At 70.0% G+C, this 20,569-nt stretch carries 15 protein-coding genes and 1 tRNA gene; 8 read left to right on the plus strand and 8 right to left on the minus strand.

Features of this window, described 5'->3' with window-relative positions; translation table 11 throughout:
• Positions 1-4 precede the first annotated feature (4 nt).
• Positions 5-790 carry an SGNH/GDSL hydrolase family protein gene (locus tag ABZV40_RS00385; RefSeq protein ID WP_355434091.1) on the plus strand — a complete coding sequence of 262 codons (786 nt, stop codon included), beginning with the start codon at positions 5-7 and terminating at the stop codon, positions 788-790.
• 144 nt (positions 791-934) lie between these two features.
• On the opposite strand, the gene ABZV40_RS00390 is transcribed toward ABZV40_RS00385, so the two are convergent.
• Entirely contained in the window at positions 935-3,700 is a 2,766-nt protein-coding gene (locus tag ABZV40_RS00390) for a BTAD domain-containing putative transcriptional regulator (RefSeq protein ID WP_355433664.1), read from the minus strand.
• Positions 3,701-3,802: 102 nt separating this feature from the next.
• On the opposite strand from ABZV40_RS00390, the gene ABZV40_RS00395 reads away from it, so the two are divergent.
• Positions 3,803-4,837, plus strand: a complete 1,035-nt coding sequence (locus ABZV40_RS00395; protein ID WP_355433666.1) for an ADP-ribosylglycohydrolase family protein — start codon at positions 3,803-3,805, stop codon at positions 4,835-4,837.
• Positions 4,838-5,013: 176 nt separating this feature from the next.
• Here ABZV40_RS00395 and ABZV40_RS00400 read toward each other — a convergent pair whose 3' ends face one another.
• From ABZV40_RS00400 to ABZV40_RS00410, 3 genes are read right to left on the minus strand one after another with little or no spacing between them, the layout of a single operon-like run.
• Positions 5,014-5,754 carry an FAD:protein FMN transferase gene (locus ABZV40_RS00400; RefSeq protein WP_355433668.1) on the minus strand — a complete coding sequence of 247 codons (741 nt, stop codon included), beginning with the start codon at positions 5,752-5,754 and terminating at the stop codon, positions 5,014-5,016.
• 2 nt (positions 5,755-5,756) lie between these two features.
• Positions 5,757-6,221, minus strand: coding sequence for an FMN-binding protein (locus tag ABZV40_RS00405; RefSeq protein ID WP_355433670.1), 465 nt, complete (start codon positions 6,219-6,221; stop codon positions 5,757-5,759).
• 14 nt (positions 6,222-6,235) lie between these two features.
• Positions 6,236-7,594 (minus strand): ferredoxin reductase family protein, encoded by a 1,359-nt coding sequence (locus ABZV40_RS00410; RefSeq protein WP_355433672.1) that lies wholly within the window; start codon positions 7,592-7,594, stop codon positions 6,236-6,238.
• Between the two features lie 130 nt (positions 7,595-7,724).
• Here ABZV40_RS00410 and ABZV40_RS00415 point away from each other — a divergent pair, with 130 nt between their 5' ends.
• Together ABZV40_RS00415 and ABZV40_RS00420 are read left to right on the plus strand one after the other, a co-directional pair.
• The gene (locus ABZV40_RS00415; RefSeq protein WP_355434093.1) at positions 7,725-8,423 is read left to right on the plus strand and encodes a response regulator transcription factor; all 699 of its coding nucleotides are present in this window, start codon (positions 7,725-7,727) and stop codon (positions 8,421-8,423) included.
• Positions 8,420-9,823: a HAMP domain-containing sensor histidine kinase gene (locus ABZV40_RS00420; protein WP_355433674.1), complete on the plus strand. Its 1,404-nt coding sequence runs from the start codon at positions 8,420-8,422 to the stop codon at positions 9,821-9,823. Before ABZV40_RS00415 ends, ABZV40_RS00420 begins: the two co-directional genes overlap by 4 nt.
• 103 nt (positions 9,824-9,926) lie before the next feature.
• Here the strand turns inward: ABZV40_RS00420 and mgrA are convergent, their stop codons facing one another.
• Complete coding sequence (gene mgrA / locus ABZV40_RS00425; protein ID WP_355433676.1) at positions 9,927-10,955, minus strand: L-glyceraldehyde 3-phosphate reductase; 1,029 nt, start codon at positions 10,953-10,955, stop codon at positions 9,927-9,929.
• A gap of 10 nt (positions 10,956-10,965) precedes the next feature.
• Between mgrA and ABZV40_RS00430 the strand changes: the two genes are divergently transcribed.
• Positions 10,966-12,657: a hypothetical protein gene (locus tag ABZV40_RS00430; RefSeq protein WP_355433678.1), complete on the plus strand. Its 1,692-nt coding sequence runs from the start codon at positions 10,966-10,968 to the stop codon at positions 12,655-12,657.
• 52 nt (positions 12,658-12,709) lie between these two features.
• Here the strand turns inward: ABZV40_RS00430 and ABZV40_RS00435 are convergent.
• Positions 12,710-12,782, minus strand: a tRNA-Thr gene (locus ABZV40_RS00435).
• 260 nt (positions 12,783-13,042) lie between these two features.
• On the opposite strand from ABZV40_RS00435, the gene ABZV40_RS00440 reads away from it, so the two are divergent.
• The 3 genes from ABZV40_RS00440 to otsB all read left to right on the plus strand — a co-directional run bounded on the left by ABZV40_RS00440 (position 13,043) and on the right by otsB (position 18,466).
• Positions 13,043-14,389, plus strand: a complete 1,347-nt coding sequence (locus ABZV40_RS00440) for a threonine/serine exporter family protein (protein WP_355433680.1) — start codon at positions 13,043-13,045, stop codon at positions 14,387-14,389.
• A 69-nt stretch (positions 14,390-14,458) separates the two neighbouring features.
• Positions 14,459-15,892 (plus strand): trehalose-6-phosphate synthase, encoded by a 1,434-nt coding sequence (locus ABZV40_RS00445; protein ID WP_355434096.1) that lies wholly within the window; start codon positions 14,459-14,461, stop codon positions 15,890-15,892.
• Positions 15,893-15,937: 45 nt separating this feature from the next.
• Positions 15,938-18,466, plus strand: a complete 2,529-nt coding sequence (gene otsB, locus ABZV40_RS00450) for a trehalose-phosphatase (RefSeq protein ID WP_355433682.1) — start codon at positions 15,938-15,940, stop codon at positions 18,464-18,466.
• Positions 18,467-18,538: 72 nt separating this feature from the next.
• Here otsB and ABZV40_RS00455 read toward each other — a convergent pair whose 3' ends face one another.
• Positions 18,539-19,072, minus strand: coding sequence for a hypothetical protein (locus tag ABZV40_RS00455; protein WP_355433684.1), 534 nt, complete (start codon positions 19,070-19,072; stop codon positions 18,539-18,541).
• Between the two features lie 22 nt (positions 19,073-19,094).
• Positions 19,095-20,477 carry a DNA repair protein RadA gene (gene radA / locus ABZV40_RS00460; protein WP_355433686.1) on the minus strand — a complete coding sequence of 461 codons (1,383 nt, stop codon included), beginning with the start codon at positions 20,475-20,477 and terminating at the stop codon, positions 19,095-19,097.
• Between the last annotated feature and the right edge of the window lie 92 nt (positions 20,478-20,569).

The raw sequence follows: 20,569 nt of genomic DNA on the forward strand, positions 1-20,569 counted from the left end.
TGTGCTGCTGCGATGGAACAGTCTCGTGTCCCTGGGGGACAGCTTCACCGAGGGCATGGACGACCCAGGCCCAGGGGACACCTACGTCGGCTGGGCGGACCGGCTGGCGGAGCTGATGGCCCGGATGGCACCTGACTTCAGGTACGCCAACCTCGCGATCCGGGGCAAGATGCTGCAGGAGATCATCGACGAGCAGGTGCCGCTGGCGATCTCCCTCAAACCGGACCTCGTCACGTTCTGCGGTGGCGGCAACGACATCATGGTCCCGAACAGCGACCCGGACGCACTGGCCGAGGTCTACGAGGTGGCGGTGGCCGACCTCCGCGCAGCCGGCTGCGACGTCGTCATCTTCACCGGCTTCGACACTCGGTCGACGCCGCTCCTCAGGAGCCTGCGCGGCAAGATCGCGATCTACAACTCGCACCTGTGGTCGATCGCCGAGCGCTACCACTGCCGCATGGTCGACCTCTGGTCGATGCACGTCCTGCACGACCGCCGCGCGTGGAGCGAGGACCGCCTGCACCTCTCTCCTGAGGGCCACCAACGAGTTGCGCTCAAAACGGCCGAGGTGCTGGGACTGACGGACGACCACTCGTGGAGCGCACCGTGGCCCGTGCTGGAGCAGACCGACTGGGTCACGCAGCGGAAAGCCGACCTGAAGTGGGCCCGCGAGCACGTCGTGCCGTGGATCGGCAGGCAGCTGCGGGGCGAGTCGATGGGGGACGGTCTGGCGCCGAAGCGGCCGGAGCTGCTGCCGGTGGCCCGGTGCACCGGGGAGAACTACCGGTAGGACCAAGCGGCCCGACCGGCACTCTCCCCCGAATGCCGGTCGGGCCTCTTCACCGCAGGCGCGCCTTACCCCCTCGGTAATCCCCCAATCGGCGGCCTGCACCTCCAACATCCCATTTTTTGGGACCAGACGACTAAACGCCCGCTAAACCTCCGACGACAGTGAGTCCAAAGCAGCCCGCACCTCGACCGCGCGGGCCGAGTTGACCTGCGCGTACAGGCGCAGCGCCTCCGTCAATTCCGCTGCGGCAGCAACCCATTCGGCCCGCCGGAGCAGTACACCGCCGAGCACCTGCCGGCCAAAACCCTCCAGGTACGTCACCTCGGCGACGGCGGCCAGGTCGACCACCTGACGCGCCAACGACTCCGCCTCGTCCAGCGAACCGGCCTCCAGGTGGAGTTCCGCCAGGTTCGCCAGGCCGCGGATCAACGCCACCTGGTCGCCGGAACGCCGGTACACCTCGACGGCGTGCGCCTGGTGCTGCAAGGCGACGTCGATCCGGCCGCGCGCCTGTTCGACCTGCGCCACGTTGTTCAGCCCGTGGCCCTCGCCGACGACGTCACCGGACTGCTGCGCGAGCTGCACCGACTCCCAGAAGTGCAGCAACGCCTCGTCGTGCTGCTCCAAGCGGAACAGCACGTCGGCGAGCTGGGCGAGCGTCAGCACCAGGTACTGGCGCTCGCCCAGCTCGGTCGCGAGCCGGTGCGCGCGGCGAGCGTCCGGCAGCAGGACCGGTCGTCCCAGCCGGGCGTTCGTCGTGTAGGCCGTGTCCAGCATCAGGACCTGGCCGAGGCGGCTCCCCGTCACCTCGGCCGCGGCCAGGCCGAACCCGACCAGCGCGACCCACTCCCCGGTGAGCGCGCGCACGGTCGCGTACGGGTGCAACAGCCGAACCAGCTGCCACACCTGGTCGTGCAGGCCCGCTTCGGCGACCGCGTGCACCACCGCCACGATGTTCGGCCACTCCCGGTCGAACCAGGCGATCGGGTCGCGGAACACCGGCAGCGCCGTGGAACCGTTGTCTCCCAGCGCGAAGTCCAGGCCGTCCCGCGCCGGTCGGATGGCGCGACGGACGTGGTCGCAGCTGACGAGGTAGTAGTTCACGAGGCGCCGCAACGAGTCCAGGTCCGGACGGCCGGCTCCGCGCACGTACAGGCGCACCAGCTCGTGCATCGTGAACCCGTCCGGCCACGGCTCGACCAGCAGGTTCACCTCGACGAGCTGGGCCAGCCGGGCGCGTGCGGACTCGACCCGGATCCGGGTCAGGGCGGCGACGGCGTGCGACGACATGAACCGGCCGGGCGCCAGCCCGACGGCCTTGAAGACCTCGGCCAGCTCGGACGGCAGGTCGCGGGTCGACAGGTCCAGTGCCCGCGACACCCCCACGCCTGCCTCAGGTAGGTCCAAGCCACGCAGCCGGTGCCCGTCGTCGGCCAGCTCGCCCACCAGCTCCTCGACCGTCCACTCCGGACTGATCACGAGCTTCGCCGCGGCCACCCGCAACGCGAGCGGCAGACCGCCGCACAGTTCGGCGAGCTTGCGCGCCGCCGCCGGGTCCTCCGACGACAGCGGCCTGCCCAGCACGTCGTCCACCAGCGCACGCGCGGCGTCGTCGTCCAACGGCCCGAGCTTGCGCACCCGAGCGCTGTTGGTGACGACCAGCCGTTCCAGGTGCGAACGCGACGTCACCAGCACCACCGAGCCGGAACCGGGTGGCAGCAGCGGTTGCACCTGATCGAAGCCCGTCGCGTCGTCCAGCACCACCAGCACGCGACGGCGGTTCAGCAACGACCGGTAGAGCCCGACGCGGTCCTCCAGCGCGACCGGCACGCCGTCCGCGGGTACGCCCAGCGCCACCAGGAACCTCGTCAGCACCTCGCCCGGTTCGGTGTCGCCCAGCGACGCGAACAGCACGCCGTGCGGGAACATCTCGGCGTTCTCGTGCCCCCAGGTGATCGCGAGCGCGCTCTTGCCCACCCCGGGCGGGCCGGTCAGCACCGCGACGCAGGTCCCCAGCAGGTTCCTGGCCGCGCACACGTTGTCCAGCCAAGCCCTGTCGTCGTCACGGCCGAACAGCCGGGACGCCGAAGCGGGCAGCAACGCCGGCGCCACGATCCCGGCGCGTGGCGCGACCGGCCGCGACTCGACCGGGCTGATCAAGCTCAACGCCGGGTCGTCACGCAGCACCTGTTCCTGCAGCAACCGCAGTTCCGGCCCGGGATCGATGCCCAGCTCCTCGCTCGCGCGGCGCTGGAACCGTTGATAGGCCTCAAGAGCGTCGGCCCGCTGACCGGACCGGTAGAGCGCCCGCATGCTGTGCGCCACCAGGCGTTCCCGGTACGGGTACTCGGTGCACAGCCCGCGCAGCTCGCCCACCAGCTCCAGGTGGCGGCCGAGCTCGAGCTCGGCGTCGATGCGTTCCTCCAGCGCCGACAGCCGCAGCTCCTCCAGGTCGGAGGTCATCGGGTCGCCCGGCACGTCCGCGAGCACCGGACCGCGCCACAGCCCCAGGGCCTCGCGCAGCAGGCCCGCCCTGATGGCGGCGGGCTTGCCGCGGGCGGACGCCACGAGCTGCCGGGCGCGGTGCAGGTCGAGGCGCCACGGGTCCACGGCCAGCTGGTACCCGGTCGGCGTGGTGCGGATGATCGCGGAGCCCGACGAGTCGGCCTCCTCCAGCACCTTGCGCAGCCGGGAGACGTAGCCGTGCACGATCGTCCGTGCCGTGGCCGGCGGCGAGTCCGTCCACAGCGCGTCGACGATCTGGTCGATCGAGACGGGTCGGTTCGCCTCGACGACCAGCATGGCCAGCAGTCCGCGCATGCCGCGGCGGCCCAGCTGGATGAGCCGTCCGTCCGCGAGCACCTGGAGTGGGCCGAGCACGCCGAACTCGAGTCCGTTCTTGCTCCGCATGCCCCTCCCTCGCGCCCGCTGACCTTGTCACTTCAACAGGTGTGCGAGCCCGGGACGCAGATACAAGTGCGGTTCAAGTTCGCGGGACGCTACTGTTCCACTGTGCCGCGAGATCGGAACTCCGTGGTTGACCGCGGCGCCGGGTGCCTCCTCGGCGGCGCTCTCGGTGATGCGCTCGGCGCACCTGTGCAGTACCTCGGCTGGGCCGACATCCAGCGCGAACACGGCACCGAGGGTGTGCTCGCACCGCCGAAGCCCGCGCTGGTCACCGACGACACCCAGCTGACGCTCTTCACCGCCGACGGGTACCTGCGCGCCTGGGTGCGCGGGAAACGCACCGGCGAGTGGGAGCCGTCGGAGATGGTGTGGCACAGCTACCGGCGCTGGTTGATCACCCAGCAGCAACCGGGCCCGGAGCGGGGTGCGGTGGGCCTGCTCGCAGACGAACGGCTGTACGAGAGCCGGTCGCCAGGACTGACGTGCCTGCGCGCGCTGGCCGCGGAAACGCCGTCCACGCCGGAGAACCCGCACAACGAGTCGTCCGGTTGCAACGGCGTCACGCGCACCGCGCCCGCCGGGTTCGCGCCGTCCGCGGCGATCGCCTACGACCTCGGCTGCCGGTTCGCGGCGCTCACCCACGGCGGCACCGGCGGTTGGGTGTCCGGCGGCGCGCTGGCGCTGCTGATCCACCTGCTCGCCGTGAAGGGCAGGCCGTTGCGCGAGGCGATCGACCAGGTCATCGGCCGGGTGCTGCGCGACGACACCTACACGGCGACGGTGCTGACCCGCGCCGTGGTGCTGGCGGAGGAACACGACGGCGAGTCGTCCGTGCGCGTCGACCGGCTCGGCAGCGGCTGGACCGGCCCCGAGGCGCTGGCGATCGCGGTCTACACCGTGCTGACGCATCCGAAGCCGGTGCAGTTCGTCGACGCGATGCGCGCAGCCGCCAACCACTCCGGCGGCAGTGACGCCACCGCGGCCTTGACCGGCAACGTGCTGGGCGCACTGCACGGCACCGACGCCCTCCCTCGCGACTGGCTGAGCGCCCTGGAACTGGTCGACGTCCTGGACGCGGTGGGCCGCGACCTGGGCTGCTCCGCGGTGAACCTGGAGTTCGACGAGAACCGCTACGCCTGAGGTTCGAGAACAGAAAGAGCCTGCCGGTGCGCGCTCCCGAATTCGCGCGCCGACAGGCTCTTCCGCACGAGTAGTTGGTCGACAGCAGGCCGGGTCTTGCCCCGAGCGCGAGCTCCGATCCAGCTCTTGATCAACGAAATCCGTGCCCCGGAGTCAAGCTCCGTTGGGCGGGCATGTTAACAGATGTGTACCGGAAGTCCAGGGCTGCGGAAGACGCGACGATCTTCGTCGACGATGAAGATCTCGCAGTCCTCCTGCGCCGCCGCCCACTCGATCCCCTCCTTGCCCAGCGCAAACGCTGCTGTGGCAGTGGTGTCGGCGATCGCGAGGTCCTCGGCGAAAATCGTGACCGACAGGATTCCGGTGACGGGCTGACCGGTACGGCCGTCCAGGATGTGCTGCCCGCGTTCGTACAACGCTGACGTGGCAACGGCTCCGTCGCGCACACCGAGCACGACGCACAGCTGGTCGGCGAGATCGGGATGCCGAACGCCCACGCGCCAAGGCTTTCCCGGCTCGGGCTCGCCGGCGGTGACGACGTCGCCGCCGGCGTTGAGGCAGAACGCCGACGCCCCGCCCTCGCGCAGGAGGTCGGCGGCCCGCTGCACGGCCCAGCCCTTCACCACCGCGCACGGGTCGAGCCCGCGTCCCGGCACCTGTGCCGTGAACGCCCCGCCCGTCGACTCCTCGTACCAGTCGCACAACGAGAGCACCTCGACCAGATCCGGGGTGAGCTCTTCCCTGGTGAGCTCACCCCGGTCCAACCGGGACACCTCGCTGTCCGGCTTGAACGGCGAGAACCGCTCGTCCGCCTCACGCAGCCAGGCGAACACCCGTTCCGCCAGAGCGTCGTCACCGTCACGCAGGTCCACCGAGATCGGCAGGCCCATGATCTGCTCGACGCGCCGCACCGACATGCCTACTGCGCCCCGTCGAGCGCGGCCTGCAGCGACTGCTTGTAGCCCTGCGAGGTCGCGGTCGCGCCGGACACCGTGTCGATGTCCGCGCTCTGCGCCTTGAGCGCCTCCTGCTTCAGGATCGGCAGCGCCGTCCTGGTCGGCTCGCTGTTGGGCGCCCGCAACGCCTTCACGTCGGTGATCTTGTTGCCCTGCAACGTGACCTGCACCTGGACCGTGCCTTCGGAGGTGTTCACCGCCGGACCGGCCACGGTCCTGGTCTGCGACTGTTGCTGTGGCTTCTGCTGCTGGGCGGTCGGCGCCGACCCGGTCGCCTTCGGCGCCGCCGTGGTGGTCTGGGTCTGCTGGGTTTCCGGAGCGGCGGCGGCCTCGTTGATCTCGCCCTCGTGCGCGGGGCCCGGCGAGTACAGCCAGACGGGCACGAGACCGGCCACGCTCAGCGCCAGTACGGGAATCGCCCTCTTCACGTCGTCGAACCCTCTCAGTTGGCCAGCGCGAAGCGCTCGGCGTGGACCTGGTTGTCAGGCACTCCCAGTTCGGACAGGCTGCGCACCACGGCGTCGGTCATGCCGTTCGGGCCGCAGATGAACACGTCGCGGTCCTGCACGTCCGGCACCAGCGCGGCGATGTTCTCCGGTCCGAGCAACGGGCCGTTCGCGGTGACGGTCTTCGAGGAACCGGTGACCAGGCGCAGCACCGCGCCCTTGGCCCGCGCCAGCCCTTCGAGCTCGCGCAGCAGCACGGCCTCCCGCGGGTCGGTGACCCGGTACAGCACCACGACGTGGCCCTGGATCTCCTCCAGCAGCGCGCGGATCGGCGTGACACCGACCCCGCCCGCGACGAGCAGCGCATTCGGCTTGGTCTGGTGCATGGTCGTGAAGGCACCGTACGGACCCTCGGCGAACACACGGGTGCCGACCTCGACGTTGCGGATGTCGGCGCTGCCCTCGCCCAGTGCCTTCGCGGTGAGCCGCAGGTACTTGCCGTTGGGTGCCGCGGACAGCGAGAACGGGTTGGCCTGCCACCAGCGGTCCTTGGTGAGGAAGCGCCAGAGGAAGAACTGACCGGCCTTGGCGCCCAACCGGTCCAGGTCCTTGCCCTCGATGTAGACGGAGACGACGTTGTGCGCCTCCGGCACCACCGCGGCGACCCGGAACTGGTGACGCTGGTTGCGCCAGAGCGGGAGCACCACCCGTCCGATCACGACAGCCCCGATCGCGAACGCCCAGAGCCCCCACCAGTAGCCGGTCGCCAGCGCGGACTTGCGGAACGTGCTGCCGACCGCGACCTGGTGCGTGAACGCGAGGAAGATCGCGATGTAGGTGTACAGGTGGATGAAGTGCCACGTCTCGTAGGCCAGCTTGCGCCGTGCGAAGCGAGCCGAGACCACGCCGACGACCATGATGATCGTCCACGCCACCAGCGCGCGGAGGATGCCTTCGAGCTCGGTGGCCTGCCTGATGATCTCGGCGATCGGGCCGTCGGAACCGGCGTTGCCGAACGCGATGAAGGTCAGGTGGCCGATCAGCATCCAGAAGATCGTGAAGCCGACCCAGCGGTGCCACGAGGTGAGCTTGTCCATCCCGAGCCGGCGGTCGAGCCACGGCAGCCGCGCGACCAGCAGCAGCTGGAACGCCATGGCGAGCGCGCCGTACAGGCCGGTCAGGCGGCCGAAGTTGACCAGCTTGTTCGACCCGACGCCGGCCGCGTTGAACAGGTAGGTCACGAACGCCGCGTTGGCCAGCAGGAACACGTAGAGGCCGGCTTTGGCCAGCACCTTGTGCGGCGTCGCACGGCCGGCCGGAGCCGGTCGCACGGGGTGCTGCAGGGTGGTCGTCACGGCGGGCTCCTCGGTCGGCGGTCTCGTTCGGTCTCGATCCTTCGTGTGCGAGCTGTGGCTCCCCTTTGCCCGGGCTGTCGACTTCCTGTCGATCAGGCGGGTGGAGCACCAGGTGACGCACCATGAGCACGTGGACAAGGGGAACTCGGTTCGATTGCTCGTCGTCGACGACGAGCCGCACATCGCTGACCTGGTCGCGACGGTCGCCCGGTACGAGGGCTGGCAGGCCGCGACCGCGCTCAACGGTGAAGAGGCCTTGAGAGAGGCCGCCGAGTTCCAGCCGGACATCGTCGTGCTCGACCTCATGCTGCCTGACCTGGACGGATTCACCGTTCTTGATCGAATGCGCGCGGCCGGCGCGATGGTGCCCGTGGTGTTCCTGACCGCCCGCGACGGCACCGCCGACCGTGTGGCGGGACTCACCCGCGGCGGCGACGACTACCTCGTGAAGCCGTTCTCCGTCGAAGAGCTGATGGCCCGGTTGCGGGCGGTGCTGCGCCGCTCGACCGGTCCGTCGTGGAAGCGTTCGGTGCTGAAGGTCGCCGACCTCGTGATGGACGAGGACACCCGCGAGGTGCGTCGCGGCGGCAAGCTCGTGACGCTGACGCCGACCGAGTACGAGCTGCTGCGGTACCTGATGCGCCGATCGCCCGCCGTGCTCACGAAGGCGCAGATCCTCGACCACGTGTGGGAGTACGACTTCGGCGGCCGGTCCAACGTGGTCGAACTGGTCATCTCCCACCTGCGCCGCAAGCTCGACGACGGCCGCGAGCCGTTGATCCACACCGTGCGCGGCGTGGGGTACGTGCTCCGCCGAGCCGCGGAATGAGAGGGCGGCAACTGCGCCTCGGCACGCGGCTCGCGCTCGGCCTCGGCGCGCTGGCGCTCGCGGTGTTCGCGATCGTCGGCGCGGTCATGGTCACGTCGATGAGGACGTTCCTCGACAAGCGCCTCGACGACCAGATGGCGATCAGCCAGACCAGCGCCGCCCACGACGTCGAGTACGACGAGACGGTCACCAAGCTCCCGCCCGACTGGTTCGCCGTCGTCTACAAGATGCAGAACGGCGAACTGCGCGCTCTTCCCGGCGGCCAGCAGCCCTCCGACCGGACGAAGTTCGACGCGCTCGCGAAGAGATCGCTGACCGACGACAACTTCGACACCGCCTACCTGGGCGAGCAGGGCAAGTTCCGGCTGCGCGCGTGCCCGATCAAGGCGAACGAGCTCGTGCTGGTCAGCGCCGCACCGCTGGCCGACACGGAAAGCACGATGTCCCAGCTGATCACGGTCAGCGTGATCGCGTTCCTCGCCGCGCTGGTCACGCTGGTCGTGGGCGGTCAGGCGCTGCTGCGCAGGGGCCTGCGGCCGCTGTCGGACATGGCCGACACCGCCCACCACATCTCCTCGCACGACCTGACCGACTCGGCCGACCTCACCGTGCGCGTGGACGGCAACGGAGGCGGCGTCGAGGTCGACGAGCTGCGCGAGGCGTTCAACAAGATGCTCGCGCACATCGACTCTTCTTTGGCCGCCCGCACGGCCGCAGAGCAACGGCTGCGGCGGTTCATCGCCGACGCGTCTCACGAGCTGCGCACGCCGCTCACGTCGTTGCGCGGCTACGCGGACCTCTTCCGGTACGCGGCGGCCAACGAGCCGGGCGAACGCGAGAAGCACCTGGAGAAGCTGCGGTCCGAGGCGTCCCGGATGAGCGTGCTGCTTGACGACCTGTTGTTGCTGGCACGCCTCGACTCCGCCGAGTCCGAACCACCGCTGCGGCCGGAGGAGCTGGACCTGGCGGTGATCGCCGAGGCGGCCGCCGACGCGTTCCGCGCGGCCCGTCCATCGCACTCGTTGGAGGTCGACGCGGACACGGTGTCCATGCGCGCGGACGCGACTCGGTTGCGGCAGGTGCTCGACAACCTGCTGACCAACGCGGCCGTGCACACCCCGGCGGGCACCGCGGTGTCGTTGCAGGTCACGGCCGAAGACGGCGAAGCGGTGATCAAGGTGAGCGACACGGGCCCCGGCATCCCGGAGGCCGACCAGGCCCGGATCTTCGACCGGTTCTACCGCGTCGACAACTCACGCACCCGCCAGCGCGGCGGCAGCGGCCTGGGCCTCGCGGTCGTGCAGTCCCTGGTGCAGGCCCACGGCGGCACCATCACCCTCACCAGCCACCCCGGCTCCACCACCTTCACCATCCGCCTCCCCCGCCACCTGCTGGCCTGAGGGAACGCGGGGCCCCCGCGTTCCCCAGAACCTGCTGCACTGACCGCACGCGGGGCCCTTGCGTGCGCCAGGAGCGAACGAAAGCTCCCCGCGTGCACTCCGGCTACTCGGCCTGCGAGCTCGTCGCCCACAGGTCGATGCCCGACTCGACGGCGTACTTGTCGATCTCGGCGAGCTCGTCGTCGGTCAGCGGCGGCGCCTGCAGTGCCGCGAGGTTCTGCTCCAGCTGCGCCACCGACGACGCGCCGATCAACGCCGACGTGACCCGCGGGTCGCGGATCGTCCACGTCAGCGCGAGCTGGGCGAGCGACTGCCCGCGCGAGGCCGCGACCTCGTTCAGCGCCCGGATCCGGCCGAGGTTCTCCTCGCTCAACAGGTCCGTCGACAGCGACTTGCCCTGCGCCGCACGCGAGTCCGCCGGCACGCCGTTGAGGTAGCGGTCGGTCAGCATGCCCTGCGCGAGCGGCGAGAACGCGATGCAGCCCGCGCCGACCTCCTCCAGCGTGTCCAGCAGCTCCGGCTCGATCCAGCGGTTGAGCATCGAGTAGCTCGGCTGGTGGATCAGCAACGGCACCCCGGCGGACCTCAGCAGCTCGGCCGCCTCACGGGTCTTGGCCGGCGAGTACGACGAGATGCCCGCGTAGAGCGCCTTGCCCTGCTGCACCGCGCTGACCAGCGCTCCCATCGTCTCCTCGAGCGGCGTCTCCGGATCGAACCGGTGCGAGTAGAAGATGTCGACGTAGTCCAGGCCCATCCGGGTCAGCGACTGGTCGAGCGAGCTCAGCAGGTACTTGCGGCTGCCCCACTCCCCGTACGGCCCCGGCCACATGTCGTAGCCGGCCTTGGTGGAAATGACGAGCTCGTCGCGGTAGGGCCTGAGATCATCCTTGAGGATCTGCCCGAACGTGATCTCCGCCGAACCGTACGGCGGGCCGTAGTTGTTGGCGAGGTCGAAGTGCGTGACACCGAGGTCGAACGCCCGCCGCGCGATGCCGCGGCCCAGCTCGTACGGCCGGTCGCCGCCGAAGTTGTGCCACAGGCCGAGCGAGATGGCAGGCAGCTTGAGACCGCTGCGACCCGTCCGCCGGTACGTCATCTGGTCGTAGCGCGCGCTATCCGCGAGGTAGGACATGGTGCACACGATGTCACGTCCTAGTGAGACAGAGCAGGAGCTGCGCCGCGCCGCCGAGGCCGGTGAGGTGCTCGATCTTTCGCGTCGCGGAGACAACACCCTCCCGGCGAAGGTGATCCGCGACCTGCTGCGGTCGGGCGACGTGGACCCGCGTGGCCTCCTGGTGGTCGGCGCGCGGATCACCGGCTCCCTCGACCTCGACTTCATCCGGACCCCGACGCCGTTGCAGCTGGACAACTGTCTGTTCGAGGAACCGTTCACACTCCACGACACAGAGCTGCCGGCACTGTCACTCGACGGGTCCACGCTGCCGGCGCTGCACGCGGAGAACCTGCGCACCCGCTACCTCACGATGGAGAACACCCGCTGCACGGGAATCCTCGACCTTCAGAACGCCCGCATCGACGGCTCACTGCTGCTCTCCGGGGCCACCGCCATGCCGCTGTTCGGTTCCGGCCTGCACGTGAGCCGCGACGTCGAGGCCGACCGGTTGTTCGCCAGCCGTGTCTGGTTCGACGGGTGCGACATCGGCGGCGACGTGCATCTGGCCGAGGCGGCGATCGTCGCCGAGTCGGGCGCGGCCCTCATCGCCATCAACGCGAAGATCGGCGGTGACCTCGTGCTCGACAGAGCCGTCGTGAAGGCTCAAGGCGCGGCGGTGTCGCTGATGGGCGCCACCGGTCACACCCTGCAGATGAAGGAGACGGTGCTGCGCAGCGCCGACGGTTGGGCGCTGTGCCTCGACGCCGCGCACTTCCGGAACGAGGTGCGGCTCATGAACGGCTTCAACGCTCGGACGTACGGCGACCACGAGGCGGTGCGCATGGTCGACACGCGCATCGGGGCCGGGCTCATCCTCGACGGTTCGGTGCGCAGTCACCGCGGGCAGGCCCTGGTGCTCTGCCAGGCGGCGATCGGCGCGAGCGTTCACCTCGGCGACGCCGAGATCGAGGCGACCAACCACCGCGCCGCGGTCGACCTCACGGACGCGGTGGTGCAGGGCGAGTTCGGCTTCCGGCCGACCAAGTTGATCAACCACGGCAGTGGCGAGGAGCTCGAGCTCTCCGGCACCAAGGTGGGCAACGTCCTCTACCTCAGGGAGCGGCAACTGCTGGAGGCCGAGAACTTCGCCGTGACCCTGGACGGCCTGACCTACCCGAACCCGCCGGTGGACACCGACGTGTGGCTCAGGATGCTGCGCGATCACACGCACCTGTACGAAGCCCAGCCGTACCAACAACTCGCTGCCGTGCACCGCGCGGCAGGGCACGAACACACCGCCCGCAAGGTCCTGATCGCCCAGCAACGCGACCTCGGCCGCCGCGGCGATCCCGGCAACAGGCTCTGGCACCACTTCCTCGGCGTGACCCTGGCCTACGGCTACAAGCCGTCCCGCGCGGTCGTCGGGCTGCTCGTGACGTTCCTGCTCTCGCTCTGTCTGGTGTGGACAGCGGGCGCCTACAACGGTCTGACACCGGCGAAGGACCGCCCGGCGGACTCCTGTTCAACCGTGAACAGAATCAGTCTTGCGGCGGATCTCGCCATCCCGCTCGTGAAGCTCGGCGGCACACCGAGATGCGAACTGGCGAACGGCCCAGCCGGGCAGTGGGCGACCGGAGCAGGCTGGGCCGTGCAGATCCTGGGCTGGTCGTTCGCCACTTTGTCCGTCGCGGGCTTCACGGGGCTCGTGCGCAAAAGCTGACCGCGAAATGAGACGAGGGCCCGCCCACCTGGGGGAACCCTCGTTGCAGAAGAGCCGGCGAGGGGAATCGAACCCCTAACCTTTCGCTTACAAGGCGAGTGCTCTGCCAATTGAGCTACGCCGGCCTGGCTCGTGTTCGCGAACATCGTAAGCGCCCGTTGCGGGAGCTACCTGCGGCGAACGGTCTGCTCTCAGTGTGATCGGATTGCTCCGGTCGGAGGCACACCAACCAACTGAGTGGATCAAGGCGCCGGACGGGTCGCCTTGACCAGGTCAGGAGGGTAACCAACGGACAGTGATCATGTCCTCCTTTTCGGGTCGCCCGATCGGAGGTGGCAGACGCCACAGCAACAGTCGACGGACTCCTCACGATCACACGACGGAGGTGCGCGAGATTTCCCCGAACAGCCTGCACGGCCCCTCTCTGCCCGATGACACCACCGTTCACCTGGTACTCGATCTCGCACTGAAGATCGGCGAGGTCCAAATGGCCAGCGGGGCCGGTGCCGCGGATGTGACAGCCACGATTCTCTCGGTCACCGAGAGCTACGGACTTCCGCACACGGAAGTCGACGTGATCTACACCTCCATCAGCGTCTCGTGCCACCGGGGAACGGACGCGCCACCGATCACGGCGGTGCGGGTGGTCCGGCAGCGCAGCCTCGACTACACGCGCCTCGCGGCCGTCGAACACCTCGTGCGCCACCTCGGGCCGATCGAGGACGCGCACGCGGAACTCGAGGACATCACCAACGCCAGGCACCCGTACCCGCGCTGGGTGGCCACGGTCGCGTGGGCCGGCATGGCCGCGGCCGTCGCGTTCCTCGTCGGCGGCGGGTGGGAGCTCGCGATCACCGCCGGGATCGTGACCGCCGTGATCGACCGGGTCGGCCGGATCCTCAACCGCCGTGCGCTGCCGTTTTTCTTCCAGCAACTCGTCGGCGGCGCGCTCGCCACGGGTGCGGCGCTCACCGTGTTCGCCACCGGGTTGCTGCCCAACGTCCGGCCCAGCCTGCTGGTCGCCGTCGGCATCGTCGTGCTGCTGTCCGGACTCGCACTGGTGAGCACCGTGCAGGACGCGATCTCCGGCTACAACGTCACCGCCGCGGGCCGCACCGTCGAGACCGTCCTGCTCAGCGCCGGACTGATCGCGGGCGTCGCGATCGCGATCCGCACCGCCGTCCACTTCGGACTGCAGATCCGGCTCACCGACCCGCTGCCGCCGTTGATCTCCGCGGTGCCCATGCAGTTCGCGGCCGGCGCGGCGACGAGTGCGTTCTTCGCGCTCGCCTGCTACGCCCAGCCCCGCGCGCTCGTCGCCGCCGCCCTCTCCGGCGCGGTCGGCACGGCCTCCTACGGGCTCTTCACGAGCCTCGGCGCGGACGCGCTGCTCGGGTCGGCCGTGGCGGCCGCGATCACCGGGTTCGGCGGCGCGACGCTGACCCGCCGGCTGGGCATCCCGACGCTGGTCGTCGTGCAGGCGGGCGTCGTGCCGCTGCTGCCCGGCTGGACCACGTACCGAGGCCTGTTCCAGCTCACCGCCGAGGGCGATCCAGCCGGTTTGAGCACTTTGGTGTTCGCGAGTGGCATTGCTCTCGCTCTGGCCGGAGGGGTGGTGTTCGGCGAGTACCTGGCCCAGCCGGTGCGCACCGGACTGGGCCGTTTGGAGCGCAAGTTCGCAGGTCCACGCATGTCCGGCCCGCTCAAACCCACCAAGCGTCGGTTGGAGTGAACGTTGCTGTGACGGGGGTTACACGACACGCCTCGGACACGTGCTCGCACTAGCCTCGGAAATGTGAGCATGGACATTGGCGAGAACGGGGCGGAGTTCGTAGTCGTGGCCAACCGGCTCCCGGTTGACCTGGAGCGCTTGCCCGACGGCACAGAACGGTGGAAGCACAGCCCCGGCGGGTTGGTGAGCGCACTCGAACCATTTCTCCGCTCGCACAGCGGAGCCTGGGTCGGCTGGCCGGGCGTCGCGGACGCCGAGGTGGCGCCGTTCGAGGACGACGGACTGCTCCTGCACCCCGTCCAGCTGTCCGCCAAAGAGGTCGAGGACTACTACGAGGGCTTCTCCAACGGCACGCTCTGGCCGCTCTACCACGACGTCGTGGCGCAGCCCGCGTTCCACCGGCACTGGTGGAACTCCTACGTTCGAGTGAACCAGCGGTTCGCCGACGCGACGGCGAAGATCGCCGCGCAGGGCGCGACCGTGTGGGTGCAGGACTACCAGCTGCAGCTCGTCCCGGCGATGCTGCGCGAGCAGCGGCCCGACCTGAAGATCGGCTTCTTCCTGCACATCCCGTTCCCGCCGGTCGAGCTGTTCATGCAGCTCCCGTGGCGCACGGAGATCATCCGCGGCCTGCTCGGCGCCGACCTGGTGGGCTTCCACCGGCCCGGCGGCGCGCAGAACTTCCTCTGGCTGGCCCGCCGCCTCGTCGGCCTGGAGCCCAGCCGCGGCACGGTCGGTGTCCGCACCCGGCCGGGTGTCGTGCAGGTCGGCGACCGGACCGTGCGCGTCGGCGCGTTCCCGATCTCGATCGACAGCGCCGGTCTCGACGCGCTGGCGCGGAAGAAGGAGACGCAGGCCCGCGCGAGGCAGATTCGAGAGGACCTGGGCAACCCGAAGCGCATCCTGCTGGGCGTGGACCGACTCGACTACACGAAGGGCATCGACGTCCGGATCAAGGCTCTGTACGAGCTGATCGCGGACGGTCGCGTGGACCCGGAGGACGTCGCGATGGTCCAGCTCGCCACTCCCAGCCGGGAGCGGGTCGACCACTACGTGACGATGCGCAGGGACATCGAGCAGTCGGTCGGCCGGATCAACGGGGAGTTCGGGCGGGTCGGCAAACCGGTGGTGCACTACCTCCACCAGTCGGTCAACCGCGAGGAACTGGTCGCGTTCATGAGCGCGGCGGACGTCATGGTCGTGACGCCGGTTCGGGACGGGATGAACCTGGTCTGCAAGGAGTACGTCGCCTGCCGATATGATCTTGGTGGAGCTCTGGTGCTCAGCGAGTTCGCCGGCGCTGCCGCAGAACTGACCAGCGCGTTCCTGGTGAACCCCCATGATCTGGACGGTGTCAAGAACGCTCTGCAGGCCGCCCTCGACATCGATCCTGCTGAAGGCCGCCGTAGGATGCGCGCGCTGCGCCGCCAAGTCCTCACCCACGACGTTGACCGATGGGCGAGGTCGTTCCTGGAGGCGTTGGGCACGCAGACCTCGGTCTGAATCCTTTCAGATCCCACTGACCCATCGAGTGCTCCAGGAGGGGCGTTGACCGCCGAGGCCCTCCCCGCCGAACTGCGCCGAGCCATCGTGCAACTGGCCAGGACCCCGCGACTGCTGGTCGCCAGCGACTACGACGGAACACTCGCGCCGATCGTGGCTGACCCGGAGCAGGCTCGCCCGCTTCCGGAGTCGGTGAACGCGCTGCGTTCACTCGCGAGCCTGCACGAGACCACCTCAGCCGTGATCTCCGGTCGCGCGCTGCGCGACCTCGCCACCCTGTCCCGCCTACCCGGCGAGGTCCACCTCGTCGGCTCCCACGGCTCGGAGTTCGACGTCGGCTTCGTCCACGCGCTGGACGCGAACGCCAAGGCGCTGCTGCGCCGCATCGAAGCCGAGCTGGAACAGATCGTCGACGGCCACGAGGGCGTGCACCTCGAGGTCAAGCCCGCGTCCATCGCGGTGCACGTGCGCCGCGCGGACGCGTCCGTCGGCGAGAGCGTGCTCGACGCCGTCCGCTCCGGTCCGTGCACCTGGGAAGGTGTGCAGGTCACCGAGGGCAAGGCCGTCATCGAGCTCGCGGTCGTCGAGACCAACAAGGGCCACGCCCTCGACATCCTGCGGCACCAGGTCGGCGCCACCGCGGCGATCTTCCTGGGCGACGACGTGACGGACGAGAAGGCGTTCGCGCGCCTGTCCGGCCCGGACGTCGGCATCCGCGTCGGTGCCGGGGAGTCGCTCGCCGAGCACTACGTGAAGGACCCCGCCGACGTCGCCACCGTGCTCGCGTTCCTGCTGGAGGAGCGCCGGGCGTGGCTGCACGGCGACCAGGCGGTGCCGATCGAGCGCCTCACGATGCTCGCGAACGAGCGTTCGGTCGCGCTGATCACGCCGGACGCCAAGGTGAACTGGCTGTGCCACCCCGAGCCGGACTCGGCGGCGATCTTCGCCGACCTGCTGGGCGGTCCCGCCGCGGGCCACTTCTCGATCAAGCCGGAGCACGGGTCGCTGCCGCTGGGCCAGCGCTACCTGCCGGGCACGATGATCGTGGAGACCCGCTGGTCGCGGCTCCTGGTGACGGACTACCTGGAGCACGACCTCGCCTCGCACCGCACGGACCTCGTGCGGCGAATTTCCGGTTCGACCAACGCGGTGATCACGTTCGCGCCGCGCCCGGAGTTCGGCCAGGTGCCGGTGCGGTTCATCCGCGAGCGCGACGGCCTGCGCGTGGTCGGCACGTCCGACCCGATGGTGCTGCGCTCGCCGGGCGTCGACTGGGAGATCACCTCCGACGGCGTGCAGGAGACCGCACGCGCGGTCGTCCGCCCGCGCGAGGGTGCGCCGGTGCTGCTGGAACTGCGCTGCGGCACCGACGACATCTCCGAGCACGCGCTGCCCGAGTCCGTGCGGCGGGACCGCGCGGCCGGCTACTGGTCGGACTGGGCGGCGGGGCTGAAGCTCCCGACCGTGCAGACGGACCTGGTGCTGCGTTCGGCGCTGACGTTGCGCGGCCTGGTGCACAAGGACTCCGGCTCGATCATGGCCGCGGCCACCACGTCGCTGCCGGAGGAGCTCGGCGGTGTCCGCAACTGGGACTACCGCTACTGCTGGCTGCGTGACGGCGCGATGACCGCCGCCGCGCTGGTGTCGGTGGGCTCCTACGCGGAGGCCGACGGTTTCCTGGCGTGGCTGCACCGCGTTCTGGAGACCATCCCCGGCCCGGAGCGCCTGCACCCGCTGTACACGCTGCACGGCACGCAGCTCGGTGCCGAGGCCGTGATCGACACGCTGCCGGGTTACGCGGGCTCACGTCCGGTGCGCGTCGGCAACCTGGCGAACCAGCAGGTGCAGCTCGACGTGTTCGGCCCGGTCGTCGACCTGGTCGTGCAGCTGGCGACCGCACGCGGTTCGCTGTCGGACCAGGACTGGAAGATGGTCCAGGCGATGGCGGAGGCCGTCTCGCGGCGCTGGCACGAGCCGGACCACGGCATCTGGGAGGAGCGGCACGCGCCGCGCCACCACGTGTACTCGAAGGTCATGTGCTGGCTGACCATCGACCGCGCGATCAAGCTCGGCGAGCAGTTCGGCCGCGACCTCGACCCGTCGTGGGTGCCGTTGCGCGACACGATCGCCACGGACGTGCTGAAGAACGGCTGGAACGACGAGGTCCAGTCGTTCACCACGGCCTACGACGGCGACGACCTGGACGCGGCCTCGCTGTTCGTCGGACTCTCCGGTCTGATCGACCCGACCGACGAGCGCTTCCAGTCCACCGTCACGGCGATCGAGGCGGAGCTGCGGTCCGGCTGCACCGTCTACCGCTACCACCGCGACGACGGCCTGCCGGGCGACGAGGGCGGCTTCCACCTGTGCGCCGCGTGGATGATCGAGGCCTACCTGCTCACCGGCCGTCGCACGGAGGCCGAGGAGCTGTTCGGTCAGATCGTCGCGGCCGCTGGTCCCACAGGCCTGCTGCCCGAGGAGTACGACCCGGTGGCCGAGCGCTCGCTGGGCAACCACCCGCAGGCGTACTCGCACCTGGGCCTGATCCGCTGCGCCCAGCTGCTCTCGCAATAACGCTGTTTTCAGCGGAACGCGGGGGCCCCGCGTTTCCTTGAGGGGAACGCGGGGCCCCCGCGTTCCCCTCAACTACGGGCGTGGCGGCACTCGTTCGATGATCGTCGCTCTGCCCGGCGAGCTGCCCAGCAGCGTGATCATGTCGCCGCGGATCAGATGCGCCCACGCCGGCGGCACGAACGGCCGCAACCGGGCCGTGGCGCGCTCGCCAGGCCCCAGCACCGGTTTGGTCTCGATCCACAACGCCGCCAGGCGCTGGTGCTTGCCCGTCACGTCCCACAGCGGCCGCTCTCCCCTGGCCCGCAACGGTTCCGCGTCGCGTCCGAGCACCAGCTCGACCCTGAGCACGCCCTGGATCGACTCCACGCACCGCCACTGGAACCAGGCCCCGTCCGCGTCCAGCTGGACGGCGGCCTCGGCCAGCAGCGCCCAGTAGCGCGGCGTCTGCCAGGTGTGGCCGTCGAACTCCCCGAGCAGGTCGAGCACCAGCTCCCACTCCTCGTGGTCGAGGTGGTCGAGCACGTCCTCGCTCTGCACCTCGGCCGGCACCAGGCTCGCCGCGAACCGCAACAACTCACCGATCTCGCGGTCGTGTCTCCCCAACACCCACCTATTCGATCACGGTGGCTCAGTCGTCCTCGCCCTTGGTGCTGCGACGCCGGTTCAGCCCCAGCACGTCCAGCGCCGACACCAGGTCGTTCGCCACGAGCGCCCGCACGCCGTCGGGCAGCGGTCCGTGGTCCGGCGGCACCAGCGCCTTCTTGAACCCCAGCCGCGCCGCCTCGGTGAGCCGCTTGCCGACGCCGTTGACGCGCCTGATCTCACCGGCCAGCCCGACCTCGCCGAGCACCACCAGGTCGGCCGGCAGCGCGATCTCCCGTTCCGCGGAGGCCACCGCCAGCACCACCGCGAGGTCGGCGGCGGGCTCGACGAGCCGCATGCCGCCCACGGTCGCGGTGAAGACGTCCTTCTGGAACAGGTTGACCTTGCCGCGCTTCTCCAGCACCGCCAGCGCCATCGAGATCCGGGCGGAGTCGAGCCCGCTGACCGCGCGACGGGGCGCGGGCAGGTTCGTCTTGGCGACGAGCGCCTGCACCTCACCGAGCATCGGGCGCTTGCCCTCGACGATCACCGTGACGCAGGTGCCCTCGACGGCCTTCTCGCGGCGCGTGAGGAACAACCCGGACGGGTCCGGCACGCCGACGATGCCGTCGTCGCGCAGCTCGAAGCAGCCCACCTCGTCGGCCGCGCCGTAGCGGTTCTTGATGCCGCGCAACAACCTCAGGCTGGAGTGCCGGTCGCCCTCGAACTGCAGCACGACGTCGACGAGGTGCTCCAGAACCCGAGGCCCGGCAACGGATCCGTCCTTGGTGACGTGCCCGACCAGCACGACGGGCAGACCGCGCTCCTTGGCCATCGCGATGAGCCCGGACGCGACGGTGCGCACCTGCGTGACGCCACCCGGCACGCCCTCGACGCTCACCGTGGACATGGTCTGCACCGAGTCGACGATCAGCATCGACGGCTTCACCTGGTCGACCTGCCCGAGCAACGCGCTGAGCTCGCTCTCGGCCGCCAGGTACATCTCGGGGTGCAGGTTGCCGGTGCGCTCCGCCCGCAACCGCACCTGCCCCGCGGACTCCTCACCGGTGACGTAGAGGCAGCGCCCGTGCGACTCGGCCCACCGGTGCGCCGTCTCCAGCAGCAACGTCGACTTGCCGACGCCCGGCTCGCCCGCCAGCAGCACCACGGCACCCGGCACCAGCCCGCCGCCCAGCACCCGGTCGAACTCCCCGACGCCGGTCGAGAGCGCCCGCGCCGACTCGATGTCGACCTCGCCGATCGGCCGCGCCGCCGACGTGGGCGCGCCCGCCACGACACGGGTCACCGACGCGGTGCCGCGTTCCTCGATGCTGCCCCACGCCTGACATTCGGGGCAGCGGCCGAACCACTTCGCCACCTCGTGCCCGCACTCGGCACACCGGAAGATCGGCCGCGCTGTCTTCGCCACACGCCGAACGTTAGAGCAAGGGTCTGACAGTCCCGGGGCAGGTTCCGCCCGGCGCAAGCGAAACGCCGCCCCCTCAGTCGAGGGAGCGGCGT

The sequence above is a fragment of the Lentzea sp. NPDC004782 genome, assembly GCF_040609115.1.
Classification (GTDB): Bacteria; Actinomycetota; Actinomycetes; order Mycobacteriales; family Pseudonocardiaceae; genus Lentzea.

Excerpts from the sequence above, each read along its gene's own strand:
- ABZV40_RS00390 (WP_355433664.1), bottom strand. The coding sequence starts at position 3,700 with ATGCGGAGCAAGAACGGACTCGAGTTCGGCGTGCTCGGCCCACTCCAG.
- ABZV40_RS00400 (WP_355433668.1), bottom strand. The coding sequence starts at position 5,754 with ATGTCGGTGCGGCGCGTCGAGCAGATCATGGGCCTGCCGATCTCGGTG.
- ABZV40_RS00420 (WP_355433674.1), top strand. The coding sequence starts at position 8,420 with ATGAGAGGGCGGCAACTGCGCCTCGGCACGCGGCTCGCGCTCGGCCTC.
- mgrA (WP_355433676.1), bottom strand. The coding sequence starts at position 10,955 with ATGTCCTACCTCGCGGATAGCGCGCGCTACGACCAGATGACGTACCGG.
- ABZV40_RS00430 (WP_355433678.1), top strand. The coding sequence starts at position 10,966 with ATGTCACGTCCTAGTGAGACAGAGCAGGAGCTGCGCCGCGCCGCCGAG.
- ABZV40_RS00445 (WP_355434096.1), top strand. The coding sequence starts at position 14,459 with ATGGACATTGGCGAGAACGGGGCGGAGTTCGTAGTCGTGGCCAACCGG.